Annotated in this window: 19 protein-coding genes and 1 tRNA gene; 7 read left to right on the top strand and 13 right to left on the bottom strand. The window is 66.6% G+C overall.

What is annotated here, in order from left to right:
- Positions 1 to 198: 198 nt before the first annotated feature.
- The 7 genes from WDM91_14965 to rpmH are packed head-to-tail and all read right to left on the bottom strand — an operon-like array spanning position 199 to position 5,438.
- Positions 199 to 1,221, bottom strand: coding sequence for a DUF1036 domain-containing protein (locus tag WDM91_14965; GenBank protein ID MEI9995895.1), 1,023 nt, complete (start codon positions 1,219 to 1,221; stop codon positions 199 to 201).
- Positions 1,218 to 2,117: an acetylglutamate kinase gene (argB, locus tag WDM91_14960; GenBank protein MEI9995894.1), complete on the bottom strand. Its 900-nt coding sequence runs from the start codon at positions 2,115 to 2,117 to the stop codon at positions 1,218 to 1,220. Before argB ends, WDM91_14965 begins: the two co-directional genes overlap by 4 nt.
- 41 nt (positions 2,118 to 2,158) lie before the next feature.
- Positions 2,159 to 2,803: a ribosome biogenesis GTP-binding protein YihA/YsxC gene (gene yihA / locus WDM91_14955; protein ID MEI9995893.1), complete on the bottom strand. Its 645-nt coding sequence runs from the start codon at positions 2,801 to 2,803 to the stop codon at positions 2,159 to 2,161.
- Complete coding sequence (gene yidC, locus WDM91_14950) at positions 2,800 to 4,644, bottom strand: membrane protein insertase YidC (GenBank protein MEI9995892.1); 1,845 nt, start codon at positions 4,642 to 4,644, stop codon at positions 2,800 to 2,802. The genes yihA and yidC overlap by 4 nt, the downstream gene beginning before the upstream one ends.
- Positions 4,645 to 4,651: 7 nt before the next feature.
- Complete coding sequence (gene yidD / locus WDM91_14945) at positions 4,652 to 4,912, bottom strand: membrane protein insertion efficiency factor YidD (GenBank protein ID MEI9995891.1); 261 nt, start codon at positions 4,910 to 4,912, stop codon at positions 4,652 to 4,654.
- Complete coding sequence (gene rnpA / locus WDM91_14940; GenBank protein ID MEI9995890.1) at positions 4,909 to 5,259, bottom strand: ribonuclease P protein component; 351 nt, start codon at positions 5,257 to 5,259, stop codon at positions 4,909 to 4,911. Before rnpA ends, yidD begins: the two co-directional genes overlap by 4 nt.
- A gap of 44 nt (positions 5,260 to 5,303) precedes the next feature.
- A complete protein-coding gene (gene rpmH, locus WDM91_14935) occupies positions 5,304 to 5,438 on the bottom strand; it encodes a 50S ribosomal protein L34 (protein MEI9995889.1) in 135 nt (44 codons plus the stop codon).
- 143 nt (positions 5,439 to 5,581) lie between these two features.
- Between rpmH and WDM91_14930 the strand changes: the two genes are divergently transcribed.
- Positions 5,582 to 7,018 carry a HAMP domain-containing sensor histidine kinase gene (locus tag WDM91_14930; protein ID MEI9995888.1) on the top strand — a complete coding sequence of 479 codons (1,437 nt, stop codon included), beginning with the start codon at positions 5,582 to 5,584 and terminating at the stop codon, positions 7,016 to 7,018.
- Positions 7,019 to 7,780, top strand: a complete 762-nt coding sequence (gene tam, locus WDM91_14925) for a trans-aconitate 2-methyltransferase (GenBank protein MEI9995887.1) — start codon at positions 7,019 to 7,021, stop codon at positions 7,778 to 7,780. It abuts the gene before it with no gap.
- Between the two features lie 31 nt (positions 7,781 to 7,811).
- Here the strand turns inward: tam and ggt are convergent, their stop codons facing one another.
- On the bottom strand, positions 7,812 to 9,509 hold the full coding sequence (ggt, locus tag WDM91_14920) for a gamma-glutamyltransferase (GenBank protein ID MEI9995886.1): 1,698 nt from the start codon (positions 9,507 to 9,509) through the stop codon (positions 7,812 to 7,814).
- Positions 9,510 to 9,564: 55 nt separating this feature from the next.
- Between ggt and WDM91_14915 the strand changes: the two genes are divergently transcribed.
- The gene (locus WDM91_14915) at positions 9,565 to 10,572 is read left to right on the top strand and encodes a P1 family peptidase (protein MEI9995885.1); all 1,008 of its coding nucleotides are present in this window, start codon (positions 9,565 to 9,567) and stop codon (positions 10,570 to 10,572) included.
- 12 nt (positions 10,573 to 10,584) lie between these two features.
- The gene (locus tag WDM91_14910) at positions 10,585 to 11,442 is read left to right on the top strand and encodes a dienelactone hydrolase family protein (GenBank protein ID MEI9995884.1); all 858 of its coding nucleotides are present in this window, start codon (positions 10,585 to 10,587) and stop codon (positions 11,440 to 11,442) included.
- 71 nt (positions 11,443 to 11,513) lie between these two features.
- Here the strand turns inward: WDM91_14910 and WDM91_14905 are convergent, their stop codons facing one another.
- Positions 11,514 to 12,728, bottom strand: a complete 1,215-nt coding sequence (locus tag WDM91_14905) for a hypothetical protein (GenBank protein MEI9995883.1) — start codon at positions 12,726 to 12,728, stop codon at positions 11,514 to 11,516.
- A gap of 277 nt (positions 12,729 to 13,005) precedes the next feature.
- Between WDM91_14905 and WDM91_14900 the strand changes: the two genes are divergently transcribed.
- A tRNA-Arg gene (locus tag WDM91_14900) sits at positions 13,006 to 13,082 on the top strand.
- A gap of 69 nt (positions 13,083 to 13,151) precedes the next feature.
- Here the strand turns inward: WDM91_14900 and WDM91_14895 are convergent.
- Genes WDM91_14895 through WDM91_14880 form a run of 4 tightly spaced genes read right to left on the bottom strand, consistent with a single transcriptional unit; the run spans position 13,152 to position 19,501 of the window.
- Positions 13,152 to 14,903, bottom strand: a complete 1,752-nt coding sequence (locus WDM91_14895) for a glycosyl hydrolase family 28-related protein (protein ID MEI9995882.1) — start codon at positions 14,901 to 14,903, stop codon at positions 13,152 to 13,154.
- Positions 14,904 to 14,907: 4 nt separating this feature from the next.
- Positions 14,908 to 17,244: a glycosyl hydrolase family 65 protein gene (locus WDM91_14890; protein MEI9995881.1), complete on the bottom strand. Its 2,337-nt coding sequence runs from the start codon at positions 17,242 to 17,244 to the stop codon at positions 14,908 to 14,910.
- Positions 17,241 to 18,734 (bottom strand): MFS transporter, encoded by a 1,494-nt coding sequence (locus tag WDM91_14885; GenBank protein MEI9995880.1) that lies wholly within the window; start codon positions 18,732 to 18,734, stop codon positions 17,241 to 17,243. Before WDM91_14885 ends, WDM91_14890 begins: the two co-directional genes overlap by 4 nt.
- Complete coding sequence (locus tag WDM91_14880) at positions 18,731 to 19,501, bottom strand: beta-phosphoglucomutase family hydrolase (protein ID MEI9995879.1); 771 nt, start codon at positions 19,499 to 19,501, stop codon at positions 18,731 to 18,733. Before WDM91_14880 ends, WDM91_14885 begins: the two co-directional genes overlap by 4 nt.
- A 420-nt stretch (positions 19,502 to 19,921) precedes the next feature.
- On the opposite strand from WDM91_14880, the gene WDM91_14875 reads away from it, so the two are divergent.
- Both WDM91_14875 and WDM91_14870 read left to right on the top strand, forming a co-directional pair.
- On the top strand, positions 19,922 to 23,338 hold the full coding sequence (locus WDM91_14875) for a TonB-dependent receptor (GenBank protein ID MEI9995878.1): 3,417 nt from the start codon (positions 19,922 to 19,924) through the stop codon (positions 23,336 to 23,338).
- 177 nt (positions 23,339 to 23,515) lie between these two features.
- Entirely contained in the window at positions 23,516 to 24,583 is a 1,068-nt protein-coding gene (locus WDM91_14870) for a LacI family DNA-binding transcriptional regulator (GenBank protein MEI9995877.1), read from the top strand.
- Positions 24,584 to 24,817: the final 234 nt, after the last annotated feature.

Here is a 24,817-nt window from a genome sequence, read left to right as displayed (position 1 = left end):
GAACACCCAACCATCAAGTTGAGCGCACTTCATCCAAAAAGGGGTTCACGCGCAGTCGCGGAGAACGCGGAGTTCATTTTCTCCGCGGCTTCGCGCCTCGCCGTGCAACATCGAGATCATGGGTCGCCCGCATGAAGCGGGCGATGACGGGAGATTTCATTCCAAACCAAGACAGCTCTGAAATTAAGCGGGAAGAACCTACCGCCGCTTCGGCCCCGGCCGCACCAGCCCGTTCTCCCCGACATGCGCCGCATAGCCGTTCAGCCCGTTCACCCGCGTCTCGAGGAACCCTGTGTCCGCCAGCCCGCGCTCCTTGCAGCGCGTGCGGCTCTGGATGTCGAACTCGATATCGGCGGTGCAGAACTTCGCCGGCCCCGTCACCAGCGCCGGCCCGTTGATCCGCGTCACGAACAGGAACACCGAATCCACGCCGCGCAAATCGTCCATCACCTTGGCGCAGCTTCCCGCGGCGATCTTCCACCAGCCATGGCTGATCCAGTCGTTGCGCGCGCGCTGGCCCAGCGCGGCCGCGACGGACTTGGCCGTGTCGTTGCAGATCGCATAGCCGGCCGGTGTCGCGGTCTTCAGGGCCTCGGTCTCCAGCGCGTCGAACACGTCGCCTACGCTCGCGGCCGGCGCCATGCGCAACTTCTTGCGGAAATCCGCCAGGGCCCCGTCGGCCGCCTTGTCCGGCCTGGCGTCCAGCGCGCCGATCCGGTAGCCCGCGTCGCGCAGCAGCCGCTTCAATCCCGCCATCTGCGCCTGCGGCAAGGTCGCCAGCGCCGGCGACTCGCTGAACGTCGCGGTCCAGGATTTCAGGTGATGGGTGTCCACCGTTGCGAAGGGCAGCTGGAAGAAATCGTCGGACTGGCAAACCGGCGCGTTCGCCGCGTCGCGATTGGTGAAATTCGTATCCTTGACGCAAATCTGCACGTCGCCGCCCCAGGCGCGCGTCGGCCCGGAATGCGCCTGCGAGGAGCGGGCGTAGAGATAATAGGACGCGGCGGCGAGGTCTCCCGCCACCACGACCCGGCAGGCGCCCGGCGCGACCCGCGTCCAGCCCTGCGCGTTGACCCCGCCGCCGGTCGCCGCCCCGGTCGCCGCGTAGAGGACATAGGAGGTGCGATTGCACAGATTCATCGCGGCCTGTGCCGGACTCGCGAGCGTCGCGCAACCGAGCGCCAGCGTCACGACCGCAAGGAGACGCGAGAAAAGCCTCATTCGGCGGTGATCAGCGTGCCGGCGCCATGCTCGGTGAAGAGCTCGAGCAGAAGGACGTGCGGGATGCGGCCGTCCAGGATGACGGCGGCGCTGACGCCGCCTTCCACCGCGTCGATCGCGGTCTCGATCTTGGGGATCATGCCGCCCTTGATGGTGCCCGATTGGATCAGGGCGCGCGCCTCGGCGACGGTGAGACGCGGAATCAGCTTCTTCTCGCCGTCGAGCACGCCCTCGACGTCGGTGAGCAGGATCAGGCGCTCCGCCTTCATCGCGCCGGCGACCGCGCCCGCCACCGTGTCGGCATTGATGTTGTAGGTTTCGCCGTTCGCGCCGGCGCCGATCGGCGCGATCACCGGGATGATCTCCGAGCGCATCACGGTGTGCAGCACGTCGGGATTGACCTTCTCCGGCTCGCCGACGAAGCCGAGATCGACGCCGTTCTTCATCAGCTTGCGCGCCAGCACCAGCGTCGAATCCTTGCCCGACAGCCCGACGGCGCGGCCGCCCGCGGCGTTGATGCTCGAGACGATCTGCTTGTTGATCGAACCGGTCAGCACCATCTCGACGACGTCGATCGCCGCCTGGTCGGTGACCCTGAGGCCGTCGACGAAGGTGGAGGGGATCTGCAGCTTGGCCAGCATGGCGCCGATCTGCGGGCCGCCGCCATGCACCACGACGGGATCGATGCCGGTCTGCTTCATCAGCACGATGTCCTGGGCGAAATCCGCCGCGGTGCCGCCGCCGGCCATCGCATTGCCGCCGAACTTCACCACGATGGTCTTCTGGTCGTATTTCAGGATGTAGGGCAGGGCTTCGACCAGGACCCGCGCGGTCGAGCGCCAGCGCGCCATCACGCGCAGATTGCGGTCCTGCCCGAACTCGTCCGTAAGCGCCATAAACCCTGTCCAGCGAAAGCGAGGGCCTTATAGCCCATGCCTCAAGCCTCGGCCAACGCCGCAAGTTGCAACTTCACCGGATCGAGGCCCAGGCCGCGGAACGCCGACGTCGCATAGACCTCCGGGAACGCGGCGGTGTGCTTGCGCGCCGCGGCATCGGCCGCCCGCGCCGCGTCTTCCGCCTCCTCGGGCTTGAGCTTGTCGATCTTGGTCAGCACCAGCGCATAGGACACCGCCGCCTCGTCCAGCAGCGTCATGACCTGCTCGTCCAGGTCCAGCACGCCGCGCCTGGCGTCGATCAGCAGCGCGACGCGGCGCAGGCTCGCCCGGCCGCGCAGATAGGCGAAGATCAGCTTCTGCCATTCCGCCGTCATCGTCTTGGAGGCCTTGGCGTAACCATAGCCGGGCAGGTCCGCCAGCATCAGCGCGTCGCCGAGCTTGAAGAAATTGATCTCGCGCGTGCGGCCCGGCGTGTGGCTCACCCGCGCCAGCGTCTTGCGGTTGGTGAGCGCGTTGATCAGGCTCGACTTGCCGGCATTGGAGCGTCCGACGAAGGCGATCTCCGGCAGGCCCTGCGGCGGCAGGCTGTTGATGTCGCCGGTTCCCCACACGAAATCGCAGGCGCCGGCGAACAGCTTGCGGGCGGCGGCGAGCCGGGCGGTGGCTTCGGCTTCGTCGGAGGTCACGTTTCCTCGGGCGCCTTGGCGGGCGCCCTCAGATATTTCGTCACGCTCTCCAGCCGCAGGTTCTTGAACAGATGCACCTCGACGCCGTTGCGGCTCATGATGAACCATTGCTGCGCGATGCCCAGGATGTTGTTCCAGGTGTAGTAGATCACCAGCCCGGCGGGGAAGGTCGCGAACATGAAGGTGAACATGATCGGCATCAGCCCGAACATGCGCGCCTGGATCGGATCGGCCGGCGCCGGGTTCAGCTTGGTCTGCACCCATTGCGTCATGCCCATGAAGATCGGCCAGATGCCGATCGACAGGAAGACCGGGATGAACGCCGGCACGTGATAGGGCAGGAGCCCGAACAGATTGAGGATCGAGGTCGGATCGGGCGCCGACAGGTCGTGGATCCAGCCCCAGAACGGCGCCTGGCGCATCTCGATGGTGACGTACATCACCTTGTAGAGCGAGAAGAACACCGGGATGACGAGAAGCTGCGGCAGGCAGCCCGAGATCGGGTTCACCTTCTCGCGCTTGTAGAGCTCCATCACCGCCTGCTGCTGCTTCACCTGGTCGTCGGCGAAACGCTCCTTGATCTTCTCCTGCTCGGGCTGGATCTTCTTCATCTTCGCCATGGTCTTGGCCGAGGCGTTGGCGATCGGGAAGGTCACCAGCTTCACGCAGACCGTGAGCAGCAGGATGGCGAGGCCGAAATTGCCGAACAGCTTGTAGAAATAGTCCAGCACCCAGAACAGCGGCTGGGTGATCGGCCGGAACCAGCCCCAGTCCACCGCCATCACGAAATCGGTGATGCCCATCGTGTGCTCGTAGTGGCGCAGCGTGTCGACCACCTTGGCGCCGGCGAACAGGTGATGCGTGACGCTGGCCGTGCCGCCGCCCGCTGCGATGTTGCGCGCGCCGAGCCGGTAGTCGCCCTGATAGGCCTTGGTGCTGCCGGCGTCGGAAGCGCTGAACTTGCCGTCATAGGCCTCGCCCTGGGGCGGGATGATCGTCGCCATCCAGTATTTGTCCGTGATGCCCAGCCAGCCGCCGGTGGACGAGAAGGCGATCGGCTGCGCCCCCTCGTCCTTGAACTTGCTGTAGGTGGGGTCGACCACCGAATCCGACGCCAAGCCGACGAAGCCTTCGTGCAGCGTCGTCATGTAGCTGGCGCTGAGCGCGCTTTGCGGCGCGCCGATCCGCACCACCAGCGCGAAGGGATAGAGCGTCGCGGCGGCTGCGCCCTTGTTCTGCACGCTGTCGGTGACCGTGAACATGAACTGATCGTCGACCGCGATCTGCCGCGTGAAGATCAGGCCATGCCCATTGTCCCAGCGCAGCGTCACCGGCTTGCCCGGCGACAGCGTCGTGCCGCCGACCTGCGTCCACACCGTGGCGTCGTCCGGCAGCGCTTGGTTCACGCCTGCCGCGTTGCTCCAGCCGAAATCGACGAAATAGGGATAGGCGGCGCCCTTGGGCGCCAGCAGCACGATCTCGGGACTCTTGCGGTCCGAGGTCTCGCGATAGTGCTTCAGCCGCAGGTCGTCGAACCGCGCGCCTTTCAGCAGCAGCGAGCCGTCGACCGACGGCGTGTCGATCCTCACCCGCGCCCCGCCCTCGGCGAGCGCCTGGCTGCGGCTCAGATGCGCTGGCGCCCCGCCGGCGACCGCAGGCACGGTGCCGGGCGCCGCCGGCGCCGCCGCGGGATGCTGCTTCTGCGCTTTCACCAGGGCGGCTTGGTGCGCCTGCTCGGCCTTCATGGCGGGCTCGCCGATGAAAAGATACCAGCCGGCGAAGATCGCGAAGGACAGGATCGTGGCGATCAGGATATTGCGGTTGTTGCCGGTGTTGTTCATCGATGACCTATCGGGGCGGTACGGGATCGAAGCCCGACGAACCGCCGAGCCAGGAAATGGGATGGCAGCGCGCCAACCGGCGGATCGCAAGACCGAGGCCCTTCAGCGGCCCATGCACCTGGATCGCCTCGATGGCGTATTGCGAGCAGGTCGGCTGGAAGCGGCAGGCCGGCGGGAACAGCGGCGAGAGCACGGTGCGATAGACGCGGATCGGCGCGATCAGCGCCGCCGCGGCCCAGCCGCGCAGTGTCCTCGTCGTCCCGTTCAAGGGGCATCTCCCGGCCGGCCCAGCTTCAGATGGGCCGCGCGCAACGCTTCGCCAAGGTCGGCCGTCAGCTTTTCGAAGGGCCGCGTGGCGGTGCCTTGCCGCGCCACCAGTACATAGTCGGTGCCCGGCCGGCCGCAAAGGGGAAGCACCGCCGCGGCGGCGGCCCGCAGGCGGCGCTTGCAGCGGTTGCGCAGCACGGCATTGCCGACCTTGCGGCTGGCGGTGAAGCCGACCCGGACGGCCTGGCCGCCCGGATTGGCACAGATTTCGAGGGTCAGGCCGGGGGTGACCCGGCGGATGCCGCGCTGGGCGCGCAGGAATTCGCTGCGATTCTTGAGGCGGTCCATGGATCGCCCCTCAGGGGGCCGGGACGCTGCGGGCCGGGCGGCGTTCAGGCCGACAGCTTGGCGCGGCCATGGGCCCGGCGGCGGGCCAGGATCTTGCGGCCGCCCTTGGTGGCCATGCGGGCACGGAAGCCATGGCGCCGCTTGCGGACGATCTTGCTCGGCTGATAAGGGCGCTTCATGGGATTTCCCGCAGGCTTCTAAGGCGTCAAAAAGAGCGCGGGTTCTATGGCCTTAGCTAGTGGGCTGTCAACCGCGGCGGGCAGGACGGCCCTGGCGGCGCCCGCACTAGGATTTCCTTCTATCTTGGGGCTTTATGCCGCCCATGCCTGGCCGCCCCCGTGCCCGACTGGCCGCCGCCTATGGGCTTGTCGCCCATAGCCTCTCCGGCCGCCTCCTGCTGCTGACCATCCTCTATGTGATGGTGGCGGAGGTCCTGATCTTCGTGCCGTCGGTGGGCCGCTACCATCGTGAGCTGCTGGACAACCATATCGAATCCGCCGAACTCGCCGTCCTGCCCCTGACCGAGCCGGGCGGGGAACAGATATCGGCCGCGGTGCGGGAGCACCTGCTCAAGCGCGCCGGCGCCATGTCGGTCCTGCTCAAGAGCCCGGACAAGCGCGAATTCTTCCAGGTCGAGGGTGAGGCGTCCTGGATCGACGCCACCATCGACCTGACGAGAGCCGCGGCCGGCGCCGACATGCTGAGCGCGCTGGACTGCCTGTGGAGTGGCGGCGACCGGATCCTGCACGTCATCGCGCCGACCCGGGTCCGGGGCGCCGACAGCATTGGGATCATCCTCAAGGAGACGTCGATCCGCGCCGCCCTGGTCTCCTATGCCGACCGGGTGATGGTGACCGGCTTCATCGTCTCGCTGATCACCGGCCTGCTCGTTTTCGCCAGCCTCTACCTCGTCCTGGTGCGGCCGATGCGGCGGGTGACGGAGGCGATGGTCTCGTTCCACGCGAATCCGGAGGATCCGGCGCGCATCATCCAGGCAAGCGCCCGGCAGGACGAGATCGGCATCGCGGAGCGCGAGCTCGCCGCCATGCAGCGCGACCTCTATGGCTTCCTGCAGCAGAAGAGCCGTCTCGCGGCGCTCGGCCAGGCGGTGGCGCGCATCCAGCACGACCTGCGCAACATCCTCTCCAACGCCCGGCTCGCCTCGGACCGCCTGAGCGACAGCGAGGACCCGATCGTCAAGAAGCTCGCGCCGCGGCTCGTCGCGTCGATCGACCGCGCGGTGTCGCTCGCCACCAACACGTTGCGCTATGGCCGCGCCGACGAGCGGCCGCCGCAACGCAAATTCATCGACCTCGCCCCGCTGGTGGCCGAGGCCGCCGATGCCGCGATCGAAGCGCGCATCGCGCCGATCGAGATACGCCTCGAGAATGAGATAAGCGCGGCGCTGCAGGTCGATGCCGATGCGGAGCAGCTCTATCGCCTGGTTCTCAATCTCATCCGCAACGCGGTCGAGGCGCTGGTGGCGCGCGGTTGCGCCGGCCGCATCTGCCTCGCGGCGGAACGGCGCGGCCAGCGGGTGCGGATCGACATCGCCGATGACGGTCCGGGCATTCCCCAGGCCTTGCAGGTCCGCCTGTTCCAGCCCTTTGCGACGGCCGCGCGCGCCGGCGGCTCCGGCCTGGGGCTCGCCATCGCCCGCGACCTCGCCCGCGCCCATGGCGGCGACATCACGCTGGTCGCGACGGGCGACGGCGGCACGACATTCCGGGTGGAGATTCCGGACAGGGAGCTACTGTGAATGGTCTGGAATCCGAAAACCTATCTTGCCTTCGCCGATGAACGCACGCGCCCCGCGGCGGAGCTGCTCGCGCGCGTCCCGGACGAGAATCCGGCACGCGTCATCGATCTGGGCTGCGGCCCCGGCAATTCGACCGCCCTGCTGCGCGCCCGCTGGCGCGAGGCGGAGATCGAAGGCCTCGACTCCTCGGCCGACATGCTGGCCCAGGCCGCGACGTCCGGCGTCGCGGCGCGCTGGATCGCGGCCGATCTTGCCACGTGGCGGGCGGACGCGCCCTATGACGTGATCTTCTCCAACGCGACGTTCCAATGGCTGGGCGATCATGCCGCTTTGTTGCCGCGCCTGATGTCCGGCGTGAAACCCGGCGGCAGCTTCGCCTTTCAGGTGCCGCACAACATGGATGCGCCGAGCCACGCGCTGATGCGCGAGACGGCGGCGGGTGGCCCCTGGGCCGCCAAGCTCCGCAACGTCCGCGAGGTCGCGGTGCAGATGCCGGCCGATTACTATGCGATCCTCAAGCCCCACGCGGTCTGCGTCGACATCTGGGAGACGGACTATCTCCACGTCCTTCAGGGGGACGATGCGGTCTATCACTGGGTCAGCGGCACCGGCTTGCGGCCCTTCGTGCAGGCGCTCGATGCGGAAGAGCGCGAGGCGTTCATCGCGGCGTACAAGGACCGCCTGCGCAAGGCTTATCCAAAGCGCGAAGACGGCACGACGCTCTTCCCCTTCAAGCGATTGTTCGCGGTGGCGCGGCGCTAGAACAGCGGTGGATGTGCGCGGGAAGGCGCGCCTAATCCCCCAGCGCCACGCCGTCGCGCCGCGGATCGGCGCCGCCGATATAGCCGCCCGGGACCTTCTGGATGATGTGCAGCCCGCTCTCGAGCGGCGCCAGCACGACGGTGTGGCCCATCGCGGTCAGCGGCGCCTGCAGGGCTTCGAGCGCCGTGCCGCGCTCCAGGATGGTGGGTCCGTTCGGATTGAGCGGATGCGGCAGGGCCGCGGCCTCGGCCGGCGACAGATGCCCGTCGAGCATCGCGATCAGCGACTGCGCGACATAGTCGATGATCGCGGGCCCGCCCGGCGAGCCGGTGGCGATGAGGAAATCGCCCTTGGCGTCGAACACGATGGTCGGCGACATCGCGCTCATCGGCCGCTTGCCCGGTCCCGGCGCATTGGCGACCGGCTTGCCGTCGCGTGCCGGCTCGAAGGAGAAATCGGTCAGCTCGTTGTTCAGCACGAAGCCGTTGGCCATGGTCTCGGACCCGAAAGCGAATTCGATGGTCGTCGTCATCGATACGACGACCCCATGGTCGTCGACGACGGAGAGATGCGAGGTGCCGGGCAATTGCTCGCTGCGCTGCGGCGCATAGTCGGCGCGCTTGTCGGGCGGCGTCCCGGCGCTCGCCGTGCCCATGTCCCTGCTCGGATCGATCAGCGCCGAACGCTGCTTGAGATAGCCCGGATCGATGAGACCGCGCACCGGCACGTTGATCGTGTCGGGATCGCCCAGATAGGTCGCGCGGTCGGCGAAGGCGAGACGGCTCGCCTGGGTGAAGAGATGCACTTCGCTCTGCGAATTGGGCTTCAGCTCGCCGGGGCCGAAGCGCTCCAGCATGCCCAGGATCTGCAGCACCGCGACGCCGCCCGAGCTCGGCGGCCCCATCGAGCACAAGCGGTAGGCGCGATAGGCGCCGCACACCGCCGGCCGCTCGATGGCGTGATAGGCCGCGAGGTCCTTCAACGTCATGCCGCCGGGATTGACCGGCGCACGGTTCACGGCGTCGACGATGTGTTGTGCGATCGCGCCCGTGTAGAACGCCTTGGCGCCGCCCTTGGCGATCCGTTTGAGCGTCGCGGCGAGCTCGGGATTCTTCAGGCTCTCGCCCTGCGCCAGCGGCGTGCCGTCGGCATGAAAGAAATAGCGCTTGATGTCGGGCATCTGCGCCATCTGCGGGTAGGCTTTCAACTCCGCGGCGAGTTTTCGGCTGACCGGAAAGCCGTTCGTGGCGAGCTTGATCGCCGGATCGAACAGCTTGGCCCAGGGCAGCCTGCCATAGCGCCGGTGCACCAGATCGAACAGCGCGATCACCCCCGGCACGCCGGTCGAGAGTCCGCCGGGGACCGCGTCGAAATGCTGTCGCGGCTTGCCGCTCGCATCGAGGAACATGCCCGGCGTCGCCGAGGCCGGCGCCGCTTCGCGCCCGTCGAAGCTCAGCGTCCGCCTGGTCTTCGGATCGTAGAGCATCAGGAACGCGCCGCCGCCGATGCCCGACGATTCCGGCTCGACCAGGGTGAGCACGAGCTGTGCCGCGATCACCGCGTCCACGGCCGAACCGCCCTGCCGCAGCATCTGCCGTCCCGCCTCGGATGCCAGCGGATTGGCCGCTGCGATCATGTGATGCTTTGCAAGTGGCGCATCGGTGCCTTGCGCGGGAAGCCCAAGTAGGACCGCGCCGATGACGGTATAAAGGATGCGTCGCAACGCCATGATCCAAACGCCTCGCTTCTTCCCGCTCTCTGTTCGAAACGGTAGCCTCGCACACATGGTAAAGCCTGGCGCGCGAAATCTCATCACCGACGTCGCCGGGCTGCGCGTCGGCAATGCCGAAGACCTTGCGGCCATCACGGGCACCACCGTCCTCACCGCCGACCGCGCCTTCGCTGCGGCCGTCGACATCCGCGGCGGCGCGCCCGGCACGCGCGAGACCGATGCGCTCGAGCCCGGCAGCCTGGTCGGGCACGCCGACGCTATCGTCCTGTCGGGCGGCTCGGTGCATGGCCTCGATGCGGCGTCCGGCGTGACGGCGGCGCTGCGCCGCGCCGGTCGCGGCTTTCGCATGACTCCGGATGCGCCGCCCGCGCCCATCGTGCCGGCCGCGATCCTGTTCGATCTCACCAATGGCGGAAACAAGAGCTGGAACGGCGAGGCGCCGTATCGCGCGCTCGGACAGGCGGCGTTCGAGCGCGCGGGGGAGACCTTTCCGCTCGGCAATGTGGGCGCCGGTCTGGGCGCGCGCGCCGGGGCTTACAAGGGCGGTCTCGGCAGCGCGTCCTCGGTGACCGATGACGGCTTCGCCATCGGCGCGCTGGTCGCGGTGAACGCGCTGGGCTCGCCGCTGATTCCCGGCACCGACGTGTTCTGGGCTTTCCCCTTCGAGCAGGGCAAGGAATTCGGCGGACGCCGCCTGCGCGGCGACGTGACCGGCGGTCTGGATCTGCCGTCCGATCTGAAAGGTCCGATCCGCGCCGGCGCCAATACGACGATCGCCATCATCGCGATCGACGCGGATGTCACGCGCATCGAATTGCACCGCATCGCCATCATGGCGGCGGATGGTTTCGCGCGGGCGCTGCGCCCCTCGCACACGCCCTTCGACGGCGATCTCGTCTTCGCGGTGACCACCGGCGCTCGCGCCGTGACGGAGCCGCGCGCCCGCGCCCTGATGCGGCTGGGCAGCATCGCCGCCGACACGCTGAGCCGCGCCATCGCGCGCGGCGTCTACGAAGCGGCGACGCTGGGACCGATGACGAGCTATCGCGACACCTTCTAACGGAGATCATTCATGGACAAGCCAAGCGAACACAGCTTCGAGATGCCCCGCCGGGCCTTCGTCACCACGCTGGTGGCGGGCTTCACCCTGGCGACCGGTCCGGTCCGCGCCGACGTCATCGTGACCGATGCGAACGGCCTCGATGCCGGCACCGTCGACATCCCGGTGTCCGACGGCCATATCCCCGCCTATCGCGCGCGTCCGGCGGGCCGGCCGCAGGCACCGGTCGTGCTGGTGGCGCAGGAGGTCTTCGGCATCCATGAGCACATCAAGGATCTCTGCCGCCGTCTTGCGCACACCGGCTATTATGCCATCGCGCCGTCGCTCTATGCGCGGCAGGGCGACCCGGGCAAGTACGACCTGGCGCATGTCGGCGACCTGATCAAGGACATCGTCGTCAAGGTCCCCGATGCCGAGGTGATGAGCGATCTCGATGCGACGGTCGCCTTCGCGCAAGGCGAAGGCGCCGACACCGCCAGGCTCGCGATCACCGGCTTCTGCTGGGGCGGCCGCGTGGTCTGGCTCTATGCCGCGCACAATCACGCGGTGAAGGCCGGGGCCGCGTGGTACGGCCCGCTGGCTGGCACCGACAACGAATTGCGGCCGCACACGGCGATCGAGCTGGCGCCGCAGATCAAGGCCCCCGTGCTGGGCCTCTATGCCGGACATGACGAGAACATATCGGCCGCCGATATCGACGCGATGCGCCAGGCGCTGGAGGCGTCGGGCAACAGCGCGTCGCGCATCGACGTCTATGCCGATGCGCAGCACGGCTTCAACGCCGACTATCGCCAGAGCTACAACGCAGCCGATGCGAAAGAAGGCTGGTCGCGCATGCTCGCCTGGTTCAAGGCGAACGGCGTGGGCTAGCGAATGGTGGGTGGCGAATGGCGATTAGGCGAGTATCTACTCGCTACTCGCTACTCGCTACTCGCTACGCGTCAGCGAACGAACACCCGCACTTCGCTGGACGTCGCGCCGGGGTCGGTCGCCGAGGCCACCGCCAGCCGCGAGGCCGGTACGCCCATGTCGGTCATCGAACGCAGCACTTCCTGGGCATGGTTCTTGGCCGAGGTCTGGGCGATCTGCACCGCTGCGGCGGTCCCGCGCGTCGGCGCGACGGCGACCACCGAGAAGCCGGCATTCGGCTTGGCCTGCAGCGCCTGGCTCAGCGCGGCATAGAGGATCTGCTGGTAGTCGACGCCGGGCCGGTCGAAGCGGATCACCACCAGCGGCGTGCCGGCATAGGCCAGCGTCGAGGCGGGAATCGCGCCGCCCGCGGAGGCGATGGACGGCGAGCCGAGATCGGCGCCGTAAAGCTCGCCGTTCTTGATGGCGCCGGCCAGGGTGGTGAGGTTGGCGCGCTCATTGGCGACATAGGCGGTCTGGCGCTGGGTGTCTTCCGATGCCGCCTTCAGCAGCCGGTCGATCAGCACGATGGTCTGGTTGGTCTCGTCCTCGAGCACCGCGAGCTGGCGATGATCCTCATCGACCGCGCCCGAGACGTTGTAGGTCGCCTGGATCTGGTCCAGCGCGTAATGCGCCGACGAGGAATCCGAGGCGATCGCGGCGCTCAGCGAATTCAGGGCGTTGATGTTGCCGGCCAGCGTGTCGAGCGACGCCTGGGCGCTGTTCCACTCGGTCACCAGCTCGGGATTGCCCCGCGTCGTGCCGATCTGCAGCCGCGTCGTGATATGCGCCTTGGATTCGTGATAGGCGAATGCCGCGTCCGCGCCCTGGTTGCGCAGCTCCGCGAGATGCGAGGCGCTGGCGGCGAGATGGTCTTCCAGCTGCTGCACCTGGCCGCGCAGGGTCGCGATGGTGCCGCTGACGGCCGTGCCGGTGTTGGAGCCGGGCTCGATCGAGACCGGCGTGATCGCGACCGTCGGGGCGGAGCCGCCGCTCGCGCCGGCCGGCGCGCCCGGCATCGTCCCGGGCATGGTGCCCGGCGCGCCCGGGGCGGCGGGCGGAAACTGGTCGGCGGTGCTCGCCGGTGCGGCAGGAACCGCGCCGTCGCCGCTGGGCGTGCTGCCCTGGTCGGCGAAAAGCGCGTTGTCGAGATCGGAACAGCCCGCGAGGCCGAGACCCGCCGCAAGCGCCAAGACACTGACAAGGCGCGATTTCCGCCTCGTACCAGCCGCCGGAATTCCCCTCATATGCCGCTCTCCGCGCCACCGGTCGTTCGCCCGTATCGGGGGCGACCGGTCTTCTCCACCAGCCTGGATCGCGCCACATCATGGTTACGCGAGTCCGACGACCACTCTTAACGAGCACCGCAGGGGCAAACAAGGGTGCGCAATGCCGCTTCCCGGGAGATTTCATCGAAGCCGGAAGGACTTGAGCCGATTCGCGCGATCCGGCGCCGGCATGGGCTGGCGGCAGACCGGCGCTTGCCTTTGGCCGCGCCGCTGAATAAGTTCGCCGCCCTTGAACGCACCCGTAGCTCAGCTGGATAGAGCATCAGACTACGAATCTGAGGGTCAGGAGTTCGAATCTCTTCGGGTGCGCCATTTCTTTGGGCGGGCGGGCAAAATAGCCGCCACGCCAGCCCTCCTTTGCCCGCCCGCGCAGTTCGCACTTCATCCCGCCGGGCCGCGAAGCACCACGACCTGAAATCCGGGGGTGTCGTTCTGGATGTCGGCGATGTCCGAGCGGGACACCGTCAAGCTGCCTTGCGCATCGTGTCCGATCGCCAAGCCATGGCTCGGCCGGGTGCCGGCGCCGAAGCCACGGACGGATACTCGCTCGATCCTTGTGTCGGAAAGCGACCGCCGGCCGGGGCGGAAGTCGCTCTGGCGGATGCGAATGGCATCGGAGAGGCTGTCCGTGATGCGCAAGCCGCCGATCCGGACGCCGGCGATGCTCCTGGCATCGACGCATATCTCCAGCGCGCCGCGCCACCCCCAGTCGTGGTCGAAGCCGCCGCAACGCTCGAGCCTGCAATTCTCGACGGCGGTCGTTCCGCTGAAATTGTTGTCGGCCGTCGCGTCCGATGTCGGGAAGGTCGTACTCAGCAGGATTCCGCTGCCGACGGAGATGTCGCGGAACAAGCAATCCTCGATCCGGTTGTCGTGCCCGCCATAGATCGCGCCGCCATTGGCGAGGGACGGCAGCTCGCCCGTGCACCGGCGGACGATGTTGTTCCCCGGGCCGGGCCTCTCCTGCATGAAGCCTTGATCGCTTACCGTCGGCCAGATGGCGAAGCAGTCGTCGCCGGTGTTGCGTGCCGTGCAGTTCTCGATGACCGAGTCGCGCACGTCGACGCAGAGATTGATCCCGTCGGCCAGCGTGTTGCGCAGCCGGCAGCCCCGGATGATCACGCTCTGGCAGACATAAAACCACATGCCGACTTTGGTATGCTCGATCCAGAGACGCGAGATCTCGCAGTCCTTGGCATGCGCGCCGAAGACGCCGTCGTTCCGCTCCTGGTCGTTGCGGCATTTGAGCTTGCCGATCAGCGCGAAGTCGGCGAGGCGGCATCGGCTGCCCATGACCTTGAAGCGCAGGCGCCGGTCGGGATTGCCGTAGAGCGCTTCGTCGCCGACGAAGGTGGTATGCCACATCCCCGCGCCTTGCAGGGCAGTGCCGTCGCGAAGGTCGATGTCGCCGGTCAGCTTGTAGTTGCCTGCAGGCACGAAAGCCGTTTTTCCCTGCGCCGCCGCCGCGGCCACACAGGCGCGCAACGCCTCGGTGTCGTCCGTCTCGCCATCGCCCTTGGCGCCGAAATCCCGGACGCAGAGCGCCTGCGGCGGCTCCGCCAAAGGCGGCGGGACCTGCTCGAGATCGACGAGGTCGACGATGCAATAGGGGGCGGCGTCGTCGGGTTTGCACAAGCGAACGACGTCGCCTTCGGCGAGGACCAGATCCTTGCAGCGGACTTCGTCGTAGAACCGTCGCGGCGCGCCGTCGGATGGCGCGTTGCCGAACGGATATTTGCCGTAGAGCCAGGCGAAGCGCGAGGTGATCGGCAGCCGCGTCACCAGCGCATCGTTCCGGTAGACATCGAGCGTCGAATCGATCCCGGCCCCGTCGGGCGAATCCGGCAGGCAATAGCGCACGATCATCGCATTGGCCGAAGCCTTGACGGTGAATTCGACATAGTCGCCGGCCTTGGCGAGCTTGACGCATCGCTGGCGCGACGATTCCATCTCGACGCGGGCGGGCGCGTAGACCGGGCCGAGAACCTCGCCCGTCATGCGCATGTCCTGCGCCAGATATGTCGTCCAGGGAAGGTCGGCGCCAGGTGCGCGCCGCGGGACGGTGGCGGCCCGGATGGTGCCGGCGCCGAGCAGCGCCGCCGTCGTCGTCGTCAGGAACGTTCTGCGGTTCATGATGCTAAGCGCGAAGGTGTCTGCCGGACGCCGCCACGCCAGACGAAGATCGCGCCTCCCACGAACAGCTTTCGCCGGGCCGGCATTCGATGACGCGGCCCCAGACGGCAAAGCTGCCCGCCTGCCGGTTGGTCGCGGCCGCCGCGACGGTCACGTGCTCCGGCGACACCCACACGGCATAGCGGCCGCCGCGATGCGTGAGCTGGAAGCTCAGGCTGCGCCAGGTCTCGTAAAGGCGCGGCGCGATCGACACCTGCTTTTCGTCCGCGGCGAGGCCGGCAAAGCCGAAAAGGCAGGCCATCCAGGCGCCGCCATTGGCGGCGGGGTGCGAGCCGCTCATGAACACGGTTCCCGCGAACACCTTGTACCGCGCTTCCAGATCGATGGTCGCGGTCTTCATGAAGTAGCGGTAGGCGTTTTCGAGATCGCCGAACTCGGCCGCCACCAGCGCATAGGCCGAGGCACTGAGGCTCGAGCCATGCTCGGTGCGCGGCTCGTAGTATCTCCAGTTCGCGCGCATCACGTCCGGCGAATAGCCGCTCTTGAACAGCGCCAGCAGCATCACGACGTCGGCCTGCTTGATCACCTTGGTCGGGACCGCAAGGCCCTGTCCGGCGCCGAGATATTCGTCGGGGTGGATGCGCCGTGCCTCCAGCTCGGCGATCGCGACGTCCTTCAGGTTGAAGTAGCCCTCGAATTGCTCGATCAGTCCGGATTTGGGATCGGGCTCGGGGACGTAGAGCAGCCGTCCCGCCTCCGCGAGCAGCGCCAGCTCCTGCGCGATGCCGATCTTGCCGACCAGCGCCTCGAGCCGGGCCGGGTGCTGCGCGCGCAGATGGGCGATCGTCGCGCCGGCGATCTCGAACGTCGCCTTGGCGACGCGGTTGGTGAACGCGTTGTTGTTCACCCGCTCGTGGTATTCGTCGGGACCGATGACGTCGAGGATTTCGTAACGGTTCTTGTCTCTCTTGAAGTAGGCATAGGAATAATAGAACCGCGCGCATTCCAGGATGACTTCCGCCCCGCCCTCCAGCAACAGCGTGTCGTCGCCGGTCAGCCGGAAATATTCCCACATCGCGATCGCGACATCGCCGCTGATATGAATCTGCTTGTCGCGGAAATGGGTGCGCAGCTCGCGCTTGGTCAAAGGATCGCCGATGTTGAAATAGCTGCAGGCGTCGTCGCCGGTTTCCTGGCTTTCCCAGGCATAGAACGCGCCCCGGTATCCGGCGCCTTCCGTCCGCGCCTTGCGGCGCGCGCCGTCGAGCGTGCGGATCCGGTAGCGCAGGAGCTCGGCGGCCTTTGCCGGACAGGTGTGCAGGAAGAACGGCAGCATGAAGGTCTCGGTGTCCCAGAACACCGCGCCCTTGTAGGCCTGGCCCGACAGCGCTCGGGCCGGAATGGAATTGCCGCTGCCCTCGACCGGTGCGGCGAGCAGGAGCTGGAAGATGCTGTAGCGCAGGGCGAGCTGCGCCTCGTCGTCGCCCTCGATCGTCACGTCGCTGGCGGCCCATTTGTCCGACCAGCGCGCGCCATGGCGCTCCTGGCACCGCGCGTAGCCCAGGCTGCGCGCATCCTTGACCGCGGCGACGGCCGCCGACTCGATCGGCATCGCGACCCGGTCGTTGCCCGTATAGACCGCGAAATACTTGTCGAAGGTGTAGGTCCTGCCCGCCGCGGCCCGCAGCTCGACGATCCGAAGATTTTTGCCTCGGTCTTGCAGATGCTCCTGGACGCCGAAGTCGAAGTCGCAGAGCTCGGCAACGACGACCTTCCGCGCCGTTTCGCTCGCGAGGCCGCTCATCAGCAGGACGCCGTCCTGGATCTCGGCGCGCAGCTCGGGCAAATGCGGCCCGTTCAAGTCCCATATCCCGCCGTCGATCCCCGTCTCGATCCGGAGGCCGGCCGCGCGGTCGCAGGTGACGCTGTAGCGGACGACGCCCAGATGCGGGTCGTCGGCGCTCAGAAAGCGCACCGAGCGGATCGTGATGAGGGCGCCGGACAGATCGAACACGGTCTCGCGTTCGAAGACGGCCTTGCGCAAGTCGATGCTTTGCCGATGGCTCCGGATCGGCGTCGTGCGTGCGGAAATCCCGGCGCCGTCGACCGCGATCCGCGTGAAGCCGCCGTTCGGCGCGTTGACCGGCTCGCGCCAGGCATCGCCGACCTGGTCGTACAGGCCCGCCAAGGTGACCGCGACCATCTCGTCCGGGCCGAATTCGTCGAGCGTCCCGCGATAGCCCATATAGCCGTTCGCGAGCTGGTAGATGTTTCCGTTCCGCATGATGGACTCGCCATCATTCGCGAACCGGTCGGTCTGGACCTTCCAAGTATCGCTCATGCGGGCTCCCGGGCAGGATCGCGCACGAACGCCATGGCGATCCCGGACAGCACCATCGCCGCGCCGCCCAGCACGATGGCGTAGATCGCCTGGCCGTGGAAAAGCGTGCGGACCAGAAGGCCCAGGATGGCCGAGGCGAGGATCTGCGGGATGACGACGAAGAGATTGAACATGCCCATGTACACGCCCATCTTGTGATGCGGCACCGCGCTGGACAGGATGGCGTAGGGGATGGTGAGCAGGCTCGCCCAGGCGATGCCGATGGCCGTCATCGAGACCAGCAGCAGCTTCGGGTCGGTGAAAAGATACATCGAGATCAGGCCCGCGCCGCCGATGACCAGGCAGGCGACATGGGTGGACACGCGCCCGATGCGGCGCGCGACGACGGGCAGCAGGAACGCCACGACCGCGGCGACGCCGTTATAGACGGCCATCAGCACGCCGACCCAATTGGCGGCGTCGTTGTAGAGCGCCGAGGTCGCGTCGGTGGCGCCGAAGTGAAAGCGCGTCACGGCCGGCGTCGCATAGATGAACATCGCGAACAGCGCGAACCAGGTCAGCACCGTGACGAGCGCGAGCTGCGTCAGCGTCTTGGGCATGTGGCGCAGGTCGGCGACGATCTCGACCAGGCCGCCCGTCCTGCCCGCGGCGTGCCGCCGGGCGGCCTCGATCTGCAGCGCGCCGTAGACCGCAAGGCCGATCGAGAGGATGTACAGGCCGTCATACCAATCCAGGACATGGATGAGCCAGGTCAGGATGAGACCGAAGGCGAGCAGCAGGCCGCCCTGCATATAATAAGAGCGCGCCTCGGGCCGCACCGGCGATGTGGCCGCACGGCTGCTGGCGGCGAAGCCCTCATGTTCCGCGGGCGAGTATTCCCTGACCGTCAGGATCGTCCATAGGACCGTGAACAGGAACGTCGCACCGCCGATATAGAACGACCATTTGACAGACGGTGGAATCTCGCCCGCTGCCGCCGTGTTCGCGACGCCGAGACCGTTGGCCAGAAGATAAGGCATCAGCGACGCGACCACCGAACTGACACCAATGAAGAAGGTCTGGACCGCGAAGCCCTGGGTGTGCTGCGCGTCCGGCAGCATGTCGCCGATGAGGGCGCGGAAGGGCTGCATCGTCACGTTGATGGCGCCGTCCATCAGCCACAGCATGCCCGCCGCCACCCAAAGCGCGGGCGAATTCGGCATTGCGATCAGCGCCAGCGAGGACAGAAGCGCCCCCGCCAGGAAATAAGGCTTGCGCCGGCCGAGCCCGTTCCACGTCTTGTCGCTCAGATGGCCGATGATGGGCTGGATCAGCAGGCCGGATATCGGCGCGGCGATCCACAGGATCGGGATATTGTCGATCTTGGCGCCGAGCGTCTCGAAGATGCGGCTGACATTGGCGTTCTGCAGCGCGAATCCGAATTGGATTCCGACGTAGCCGAAGCTCATGTTCCAGAGCTGCCAGAAAGGAAGCGTGGGTTTGCCCCTCATGCGCGCACCGTACCGCAGGTCCGCGCGCGCTTCATGTCCCGTTCGTGAAACAGCCGATCGATTTGCGCCAGCGAGATCTCGGCGAGGTCGGTCACGACGATATCGGCCCCGGCGCGGTGCAGCGCGGCCTCGTTGTTCTCGCGCGCCACGCCCAGGACAAGCCCGAACCCGCCGCGCACGCCCGCTTCGACGCCCGCCTGGGCATCCTCGACCACCAGGGTGCGCCGCGGCGCGACGCCGATCGCATCGCTCGCCGCGCGGAAAAGGTCGGGCTCGGGCTTGCCCTTCAAGCCGCGAGCCTCGGCGTCCGCGCCGTCCACATGGCCGTCGAAGAGGTCGGTCAGGCCCGCCTTCTTCAGGATGCGCTCGCCGTTCTTGCTCGACGTCGCGACGGCGACCTTGATTCCGCCGCGGCGCAATTCGCCGATCAGGGCCAGGGTCGAGTCGAAGACGACCACACCGTTCTCCTCGACGATCTCGTTGAACAGGACGTTCTTGCGGTTTCCAAGCCCGCAGATCGTGGCGGCGCCGGCCGGATCATTCGGCGCGCCGAACGGCAAGTGCAGGTTTCTCGACTGCAGAAAGGCTTCGACGCCCATGTATCGCGGGCGCCCATCGACATGGGCGAGATAGTCCGCCCGGGTGAACGCGTCGGCGCGATCGCTGGCGAGGAATGCGTCGAACGTTTCCTTCCAGGCGTGAAAATGAACGGATGCCGTGTGGGTGATGACGCCGTCCATGTCGAAAATCGCGCCATCGAAATGCATGACTCGGCGTTCCCCCGGATCGCTTGTTGTTCTTTGTCGTCAAAGTCGCCGCCGCACGACCTCCACACTATCTGTGCTCACCTCCATCGGCCAATCTGCGCGCATACGTATGCGTTGATCGTCGATGCTGCGCGCATCCGGTCCGCTGCAGCTGTGACCGAAAAGCAATACGCGGCGCCCTCGATCCATCAATGTGCACGTATACGTATACGGAGGTGTTGGCATCGAAGCGCGTTCGGTCGAACTATTATGCGACGCAATCACGCCGTGCTTTGCACCGACCGCGATGAGGGATCGCTTCGGCAAGGCGGGTGAGCAGAGGGGGCAAGTCTCAAGTCAGCCGAGCCATGCGCTCACCACGAAGTCAAAGCCGGCTCGACCGGCGACATATAACGATAGAATCCGGGGAGGTCGTTTGAAATGTGCAATGATCGTATGGGGCGTGCGGCGCTGCTGAGAAGCGGCGTATCGCTTGTGGCGCTGGCGCTGTTCGCGGCGGCCGGTGCGGCCCAGGCGCAAACCGCGCCGAACAGCAGCAATGGCAACGGCAATGGCAGCGGGACCGGCCAGGTCGAGACCGTCGTCGTGACCGGCGTTCGCGCCTCGCTCGAGAACGCGATACAGGTCAAGCGGAACGCCGACACGATCGTCGATTCCATCGACGCGCAGGACATCGGCGTGTTCCCGGACAAGTCGGTCTCCGACGCGCTGCAGCGCGTGCCCGGCATCACGGTGTCGCGCCTGCAATCGAGCGACGACACGACCCATCCCTCGGGCGAGCCGACCTCCGTGCTGGTCCGCGGCCTCACCCAGGTCCGCACCGAGCTCAACGGGCGCGACAGCTTCTCGGCCGACGCCGATCGCGGCTTGAACTTCAACGACGTCTCGCCCGAGATGATGCAGGGCATCGACACCTACAAGAACCAGACCGCGGATCTGATCGAGGGCGGCATCGCCGGCTCGGTCAATTTGCGCACGCGCCTGCCGTTCGATTTCGACGACCACACCTTGGCGCTGTCGGTGAAGGGCAACTACAACGACCGCTCCGACGACGGGACGTTCGACTACTCGATCATCGGCGCCAAGAATTTCGACACCACGATCGGCAAGTTCGGCGTCCTGGTCGGCTATTCGAACTCCCATGTCGTGACGCAGACCAACTCGGTCGTGATGATGCGCACCGGCACGTTCTGCTCGGCCGGCGATATGTCGGGCGGCATGGCGATCGTGAATTCGGACGGCTCCATCCCCTGCACGGCTTCGCCCTATGGCGGCTCGGGCTGGCAGTATCTGCCGGACGAGGTGAACTATTCGAGGGTCAACTACAACCGCAAGCGCGAAGGCGAGTCGGTGGCTTTCCAGTACTCCGACCCGTCGGAGGACTTCATCGTCACCGCGCAGTACAACGAATTCGCCTATCGCAATGCCTGGCTGGAGCACAGCGCCAACTTCGATTTCTTCAGCCTGTGGGCCGCGCCGGGCTTCGATCCGCTGAACGCGGCGACGGTCGTGCCTGCCGCGGGGACGCCGAACTTCGCCTTCAATCCCAACGGGACGCTGAAGTCGGGCGTCCTCGCCAACCAGTACTACGGATCGGCATGGGCGGCGTCCTGGGCTGGCAGCACGGCACAGGCGGCCAACGACGCTTCGGCCGTTCCCGGCGTGCCTTATGTGCCCTATTGCGGCGGTGGCGGCTGCGTCACGTCGAGCTTCAACGGCGCGCCGACCGTCGGCCCGCAGCTCGAAGACCAGGCGCGTGTGTTCGACCACTCCGAGGCGACGCGGAACTACTCGCTCAACGCGCAGTGGAATCCGACCGACCAGCTGCGCGTCGCCTTCGACGGCTCCTATGTCGGCGCCAAGACCAGCAACAACGACATGCTGGTGGCCGACGACATCCAGGTGAACGCCCAGTACGAGCGCGACGGTGACGGCCCGCCTTCGATCAAGGTCCTGCCCGGCGACAACATCAACTACGCGCCCGGCTTCCAGGGCAACCTCGCGAACTACTACAGCGACTTCATCCAGGACCACATGGAAGACAACGGCGCCAAGGAGCTGGCGATCCGCGGTGATGTCGACTACCGGCCTGAGAACGGCTGGCTGGAAGCGATCAGGGTCGGCGCGCGCTATGCGGTGCGCGATCAACTGGTGCGTTACTCGGCCTATAACTGGAATGGGGTCGTCGGCACATATATGTGCAACGGTCCGAGCTTCAGCCTCGCCAACACCTCGGCCGCGGCCTATCCGGCGGGCTGCTCCGGCTACAACGGGACGACGCAGTTCCAAGGCTATGGTTCGGGGATCTGGACGACCGACAGCTTCAACGGCTTCTACAACGGCAAGGTCCTCAACACCGGGCCGATGTACTTCCTGAACAACAGCACGCTGGAGGACTGGGGCAAGGTCGCTCAGGCGCTCGGCGGGAAAGCCACCGGCTCATCGCTGGGCTGGACGCCGATCTGCGACCGTCCCCAGGATACCGCCGGCTGCTTTGAGCCGTCAGAGCTGCTCGACGTGAGCGAGAAGACCGCGGCGGCGTACGCCATGGTCGATTTCGGTGGCGAAGATCTGAAGTTCTTCGACATCGCGGTGTCGGGCAATGTCGGCGTGCGCTTCGTCCAGACCGACCTGACCAGCTCGGGCGGCATCTCTTATCCGACGTCGTCCTGGTACAACACGGCGGCGGCGGGCGCGCCCTGCGCAACGCCGGTGGGCGGCACCAACGTCACCAACATCACCTGCTGGCTTTCGCCGTCGCTGCAGAATTTCAGCAACGCGGCATCGGGGCTGTCGTCCTACGGCAAGACCAACTACAATTTGTTGCCGAGCGCCAACCTCAAGTTCGAGCTGAACGACGAGCAGATCCTGCGTTTCGCGGTGTCCGAAGGGATGTCGCGTCCGGACTTCGGCTATCTGCGCAACTTCGTTCAGATCACGCCGCCGGCCATCGACGTCAGCAGCACATCGCAATACGTCATCTACAACTCGCCGACGGCGGCGCACATCCCGGCCAACGTCACGGGCTACAACTTCGTCTTCACCGCAAGCTCGGGCAATCCGACGCTGAAGCCCGAGACCGCGTGGAGTTACGACGCCTCCTATGAATACTACTTCAACAAGTCGAGCCTGTTCTCGACGGACCTGTTCCTCAAGAAGCTGAGCAACACCATCTCCTATGGCGAGGCCGCGCGGAATTTCACCAACAACGGCTCGACCCAGACGGTCTATGTGATGGGCCCGGTCAACAACAAGGATGGCGGCGAGCTCTGGGGTCTCGAAGCGAACTTCCAGACCTTCTTTGACTTCCTGCCGGCGCCGTTCGACGGGCTCGGCACGCAGCTCAACTACACCCACACCCACGAATCCGGCATCCACAACTCCAACCTGGCGGTCGAGCCGGGCTACATCGCTGGTAGTACGATCGGCTTCGGCGGCGGTCTGCAGGTCGACAACGCGGTCATCGACTCGCATCGCCTGGCCGGCATCTCGGACGACTCCTACAACATCGTGGCGCTCTACGAGAAGCAGGATTACAGCATCCGCCTGGCCTACAACTGGCGCTCGACCTTCCTGACCGACAATCTCGATTGCTGCACCGGCGTGCCGATGTACGAGAAGAGCGCCGGTTTCCTCGACGCGTCGTTCCGTTACGATTTGGACGAGCATGTGCAGATGTCGTTCGACGCCTCGAACCTGCTCGATACCCCGATCGTGTTCGAGCAGCAGGTGCTCGGCGATACCTCCCTGTCGCCCGGCGCCAAGCCCAAGCTGCTCGATACGGCGTGGAGCCAGAGCGGTCGTCTGTTCCAGGTCGCGATCCGCGTGAAATACTGATGCCCGAAGCCTTGGAGCTGCTGCGACACTCCCCGCGGCGGCTCCATTTCTTTGCCTGCCGGCGGCACCTCGATCTTCTTGTAGAAGACGGATGCAACCTGCCTGTTCTTGTGGCAAGATCGTAACGGTTTGACGATGGAGCCGCGGGGAACCATGGGGGAAAAGGAGCGCACCGCCTTGTCCAGCGCGGGCGTGCCGCTGCGGCCGACCTCATTCGACATTGCGCGGCGCGCGGGTGTTTCCCAGCCCACGGTCTCACGGGCGCTTCGCGGCGACCCGACGATCAGCGATATCACGCGGCGCCGCATCGCGCTGATCGCCAAGGATCTCGGCTACAAGGTCGACAAGAACGCCTCCAATCTGCGCGGCCAGCACGCTCGGACGATCGCGATCCTGTTTTTCGAGGATCACAGTTCCGCGGTGTCGCTTATCAGCCCCTTCTTCCTGTCGATGCTCGGCTCCATCTCGCAGTCCTGCGCGATGCGGGGATACGATCTCCTGATCTCCCTGCAGCATATGTCGAGCAATTGGCGCACCGACTATGAGGACGCGCGCAAGGCCGATGGCATCATCCTTCTCGGCTATGACGACTTCCTCGCCTATCGCGCGCAGCTGGAGCAGCTGGCCGAGCTCGGCACCAAGTTCGTGCATTACGGCGCAGCGCTCGACGGCCATCCCGGCCCTTCCGTCGGCTGCGACGACTACCAGAGCGGGATCCAGGCGACCCAACATCTGATCTCGCTCGGGCGCCGGCGGATCGCTTTTCTGGGTTACGCGTCCCCGCGCTATCCGGAGTTCTCCGGTCGCCACCGCGGCTATACCGACGCGCTGCGGGCGGCGGGGCTCGATGTCGTGCCACCGCTTCAGGCCGACGCCCTCAGCTCCATTCCCTCCGGCGAGAATGCCGCGCGGGAAATCCTGTCGCGCGGCGAGACCTTCGATGCGATCTTCGCGGCCAGCGACATGATCGCCATCGGCGCGCTCTCGGCTCTGAAGAAGAACGGCATCGACGTGCCGAAGGATGTCTCGGTGGTCGGGTTCGACGACATCTCCGCCGCCAGCATCGTGAGTCCGGCGTTGACGACGATTCGTCAGGACACCCGCCGTGCCGGCGAGATGCTGGTCGATACGCTCATCAAGCTCATGCGGGGCGAGCACGCCGAGGACGCCGTCTTGTCGACGGAGCTCGTCATACGCGAATCCTGCGGCGCGGTGCCGCCGGCGCGGCGAGGCGCGACCTGCTGATATCGAAGGCCTGATGCGCTGCGCAGCCTGCTCTCGCATGCGCTCGATTTTGCCGGAGCATCGAATGGGATTTCGGGGAGCGGCGCGTTCTGCGCTGTGCTCCTCTACCTTTCAGGCGGCGCCGGATATCCGCGAGGCATTGCTGAATGGTATCGAATAGCGCGCGGCACAAGGCCTCCCTTCGCGCTCAATTGGCTGGCGCGCGATTTCCTATCGGCTAACCTCGATCTGCCG

The organism is Rhizomicrobium sp., assembly GCA_037200385.1.
Classification (GTDB): domain Bacteria; phylum Pseudomonadota; class Alphaproteobacteria; order Micropepsales; family Micropepsaceae; genus Rhizomicrobium.
Note: the sequence above shows the minus strand (reverse complement) of the source record. Positions and strands in the feature narration are given on the sequence as shown.

What these genes read in the sequence shown, in the direction of transcription:
- WDM91_14885 (MEI9995880.1), bottom strand. Translation starts at nt 18,734, where the DNA reads ATGAGGGGCAAACCCACGCTTCCTTTCTGGCAGCTCTGGAACATGAGC.
- rnpA (MEI9995890.1), bottom strand. Translation starts at nt 5,259, where the DNA reads ATGGACCGCCTCAAGAATCGCAGCGAATTCCTGCGCGCCCAGCGCGGC.
- WDM91_14880 (MEI9995879.1), bottom strand. Translation starts at nt 19,501, where the DNA reads ATGCATTTCGATGGCGCGATTTTCGACATGGACGGCGTCATCACCCAC.
- tam (MEI9995887.1), top strand. Translation starts at nt 7,019, where the DNA reads ATGGTCTGGAATCCGAAAACCTATCTTGCCTTCGCCGATGAACGCACG.
- WDM91_14875 (MEI9995878.1), top strand. Translation starts at nt 19,922, where the DNA reads ATGTGCAATGATCGTATGGGGCGTGCGGCGCTGCTGAGAAGCGGCGTA.
- WDM91_14890 (MEI9995881.1), bottom strand. Translation starts at nt 17,244, where the DNA reads ATGAGCGATACTTGGAAGGTCCAGACCGACCGGTTCGCGAATGATGGC.
- WDM91_14910 (MEI9995884.1), top strand. Translation starts at nt 10,585, where the DNA reads ATGGACAAGCCAAGCGAACACAGCTTCGAGATGCCCCGCCGGGCCTTC.
- ggt (MEI9995886.1), bottom strand. Translation starts at nt 9,509, where the DNA reads ATGGCGTTGCGACGCATCCTTTATACCGTCATCGGCGCGGTCCTACTT.
- argB (MEI9995894.1), bottom strand. Translation starts at nt 2,117, where the DNA reads ATGGCGCTTACGGACGAGTTCGGGCAGGACCGCAATCTGCGCGTGATG.
- WDM91_14895 (MEI9995882.1), bottom strand. Translation starts at nt 14,903, where the DNA reads ATGAACCGCAGAACGTTCCTGACGACGACGACGGCGGCGCTGCTCGGC.
- WDM91_14905 (MEI9995883.1), bottom strand. Translation starts at nt 12,728, where the DNA reads ATGAGGGGAATTCCGGCGGCTGGTACGAGGCGGAAATCGCGCCTTGTC.
- yidC (MEI9995892.1), bottom strand. Translation starts at nt 4,644, where the DNA reads ATGAACAACACCGGCAACAACCGCAATATCCTGATCGCCACGATCCTG.
- rpmH (MEI9995889.1), bottom strand. Translation starts at nt 5,438, where the DNA reads ATGAAGCGCCCTTATCAGCCGAGCAAGATCGTCCGCAAGCGGCGCCAT.
- WDM91_14915 (MEI9995885.1), top strand. Translation starts at nt 9,565, where the DNA reads ATGGTAAAGCCTGGCGCGCGAAATCTCATCACCGACGTCGCCGGGCTG.
- WDM91_14965 (MEI9995895.1), bottom strand. Translation starts at nt 1,221, where the DNA reads ATGAGGCTTTTCTCGCGTCTCCTTGCGGTCGTGACGCTGGCGCTCGGT.
- WDM91_14930 (MEI9995888.1), top strand. Translation starts at nt 5,582, where the DNA reads ATGCCTGGCCGCCCCCGTGCCCGACTGGCCGCCGCCTATGGGCTTGTC.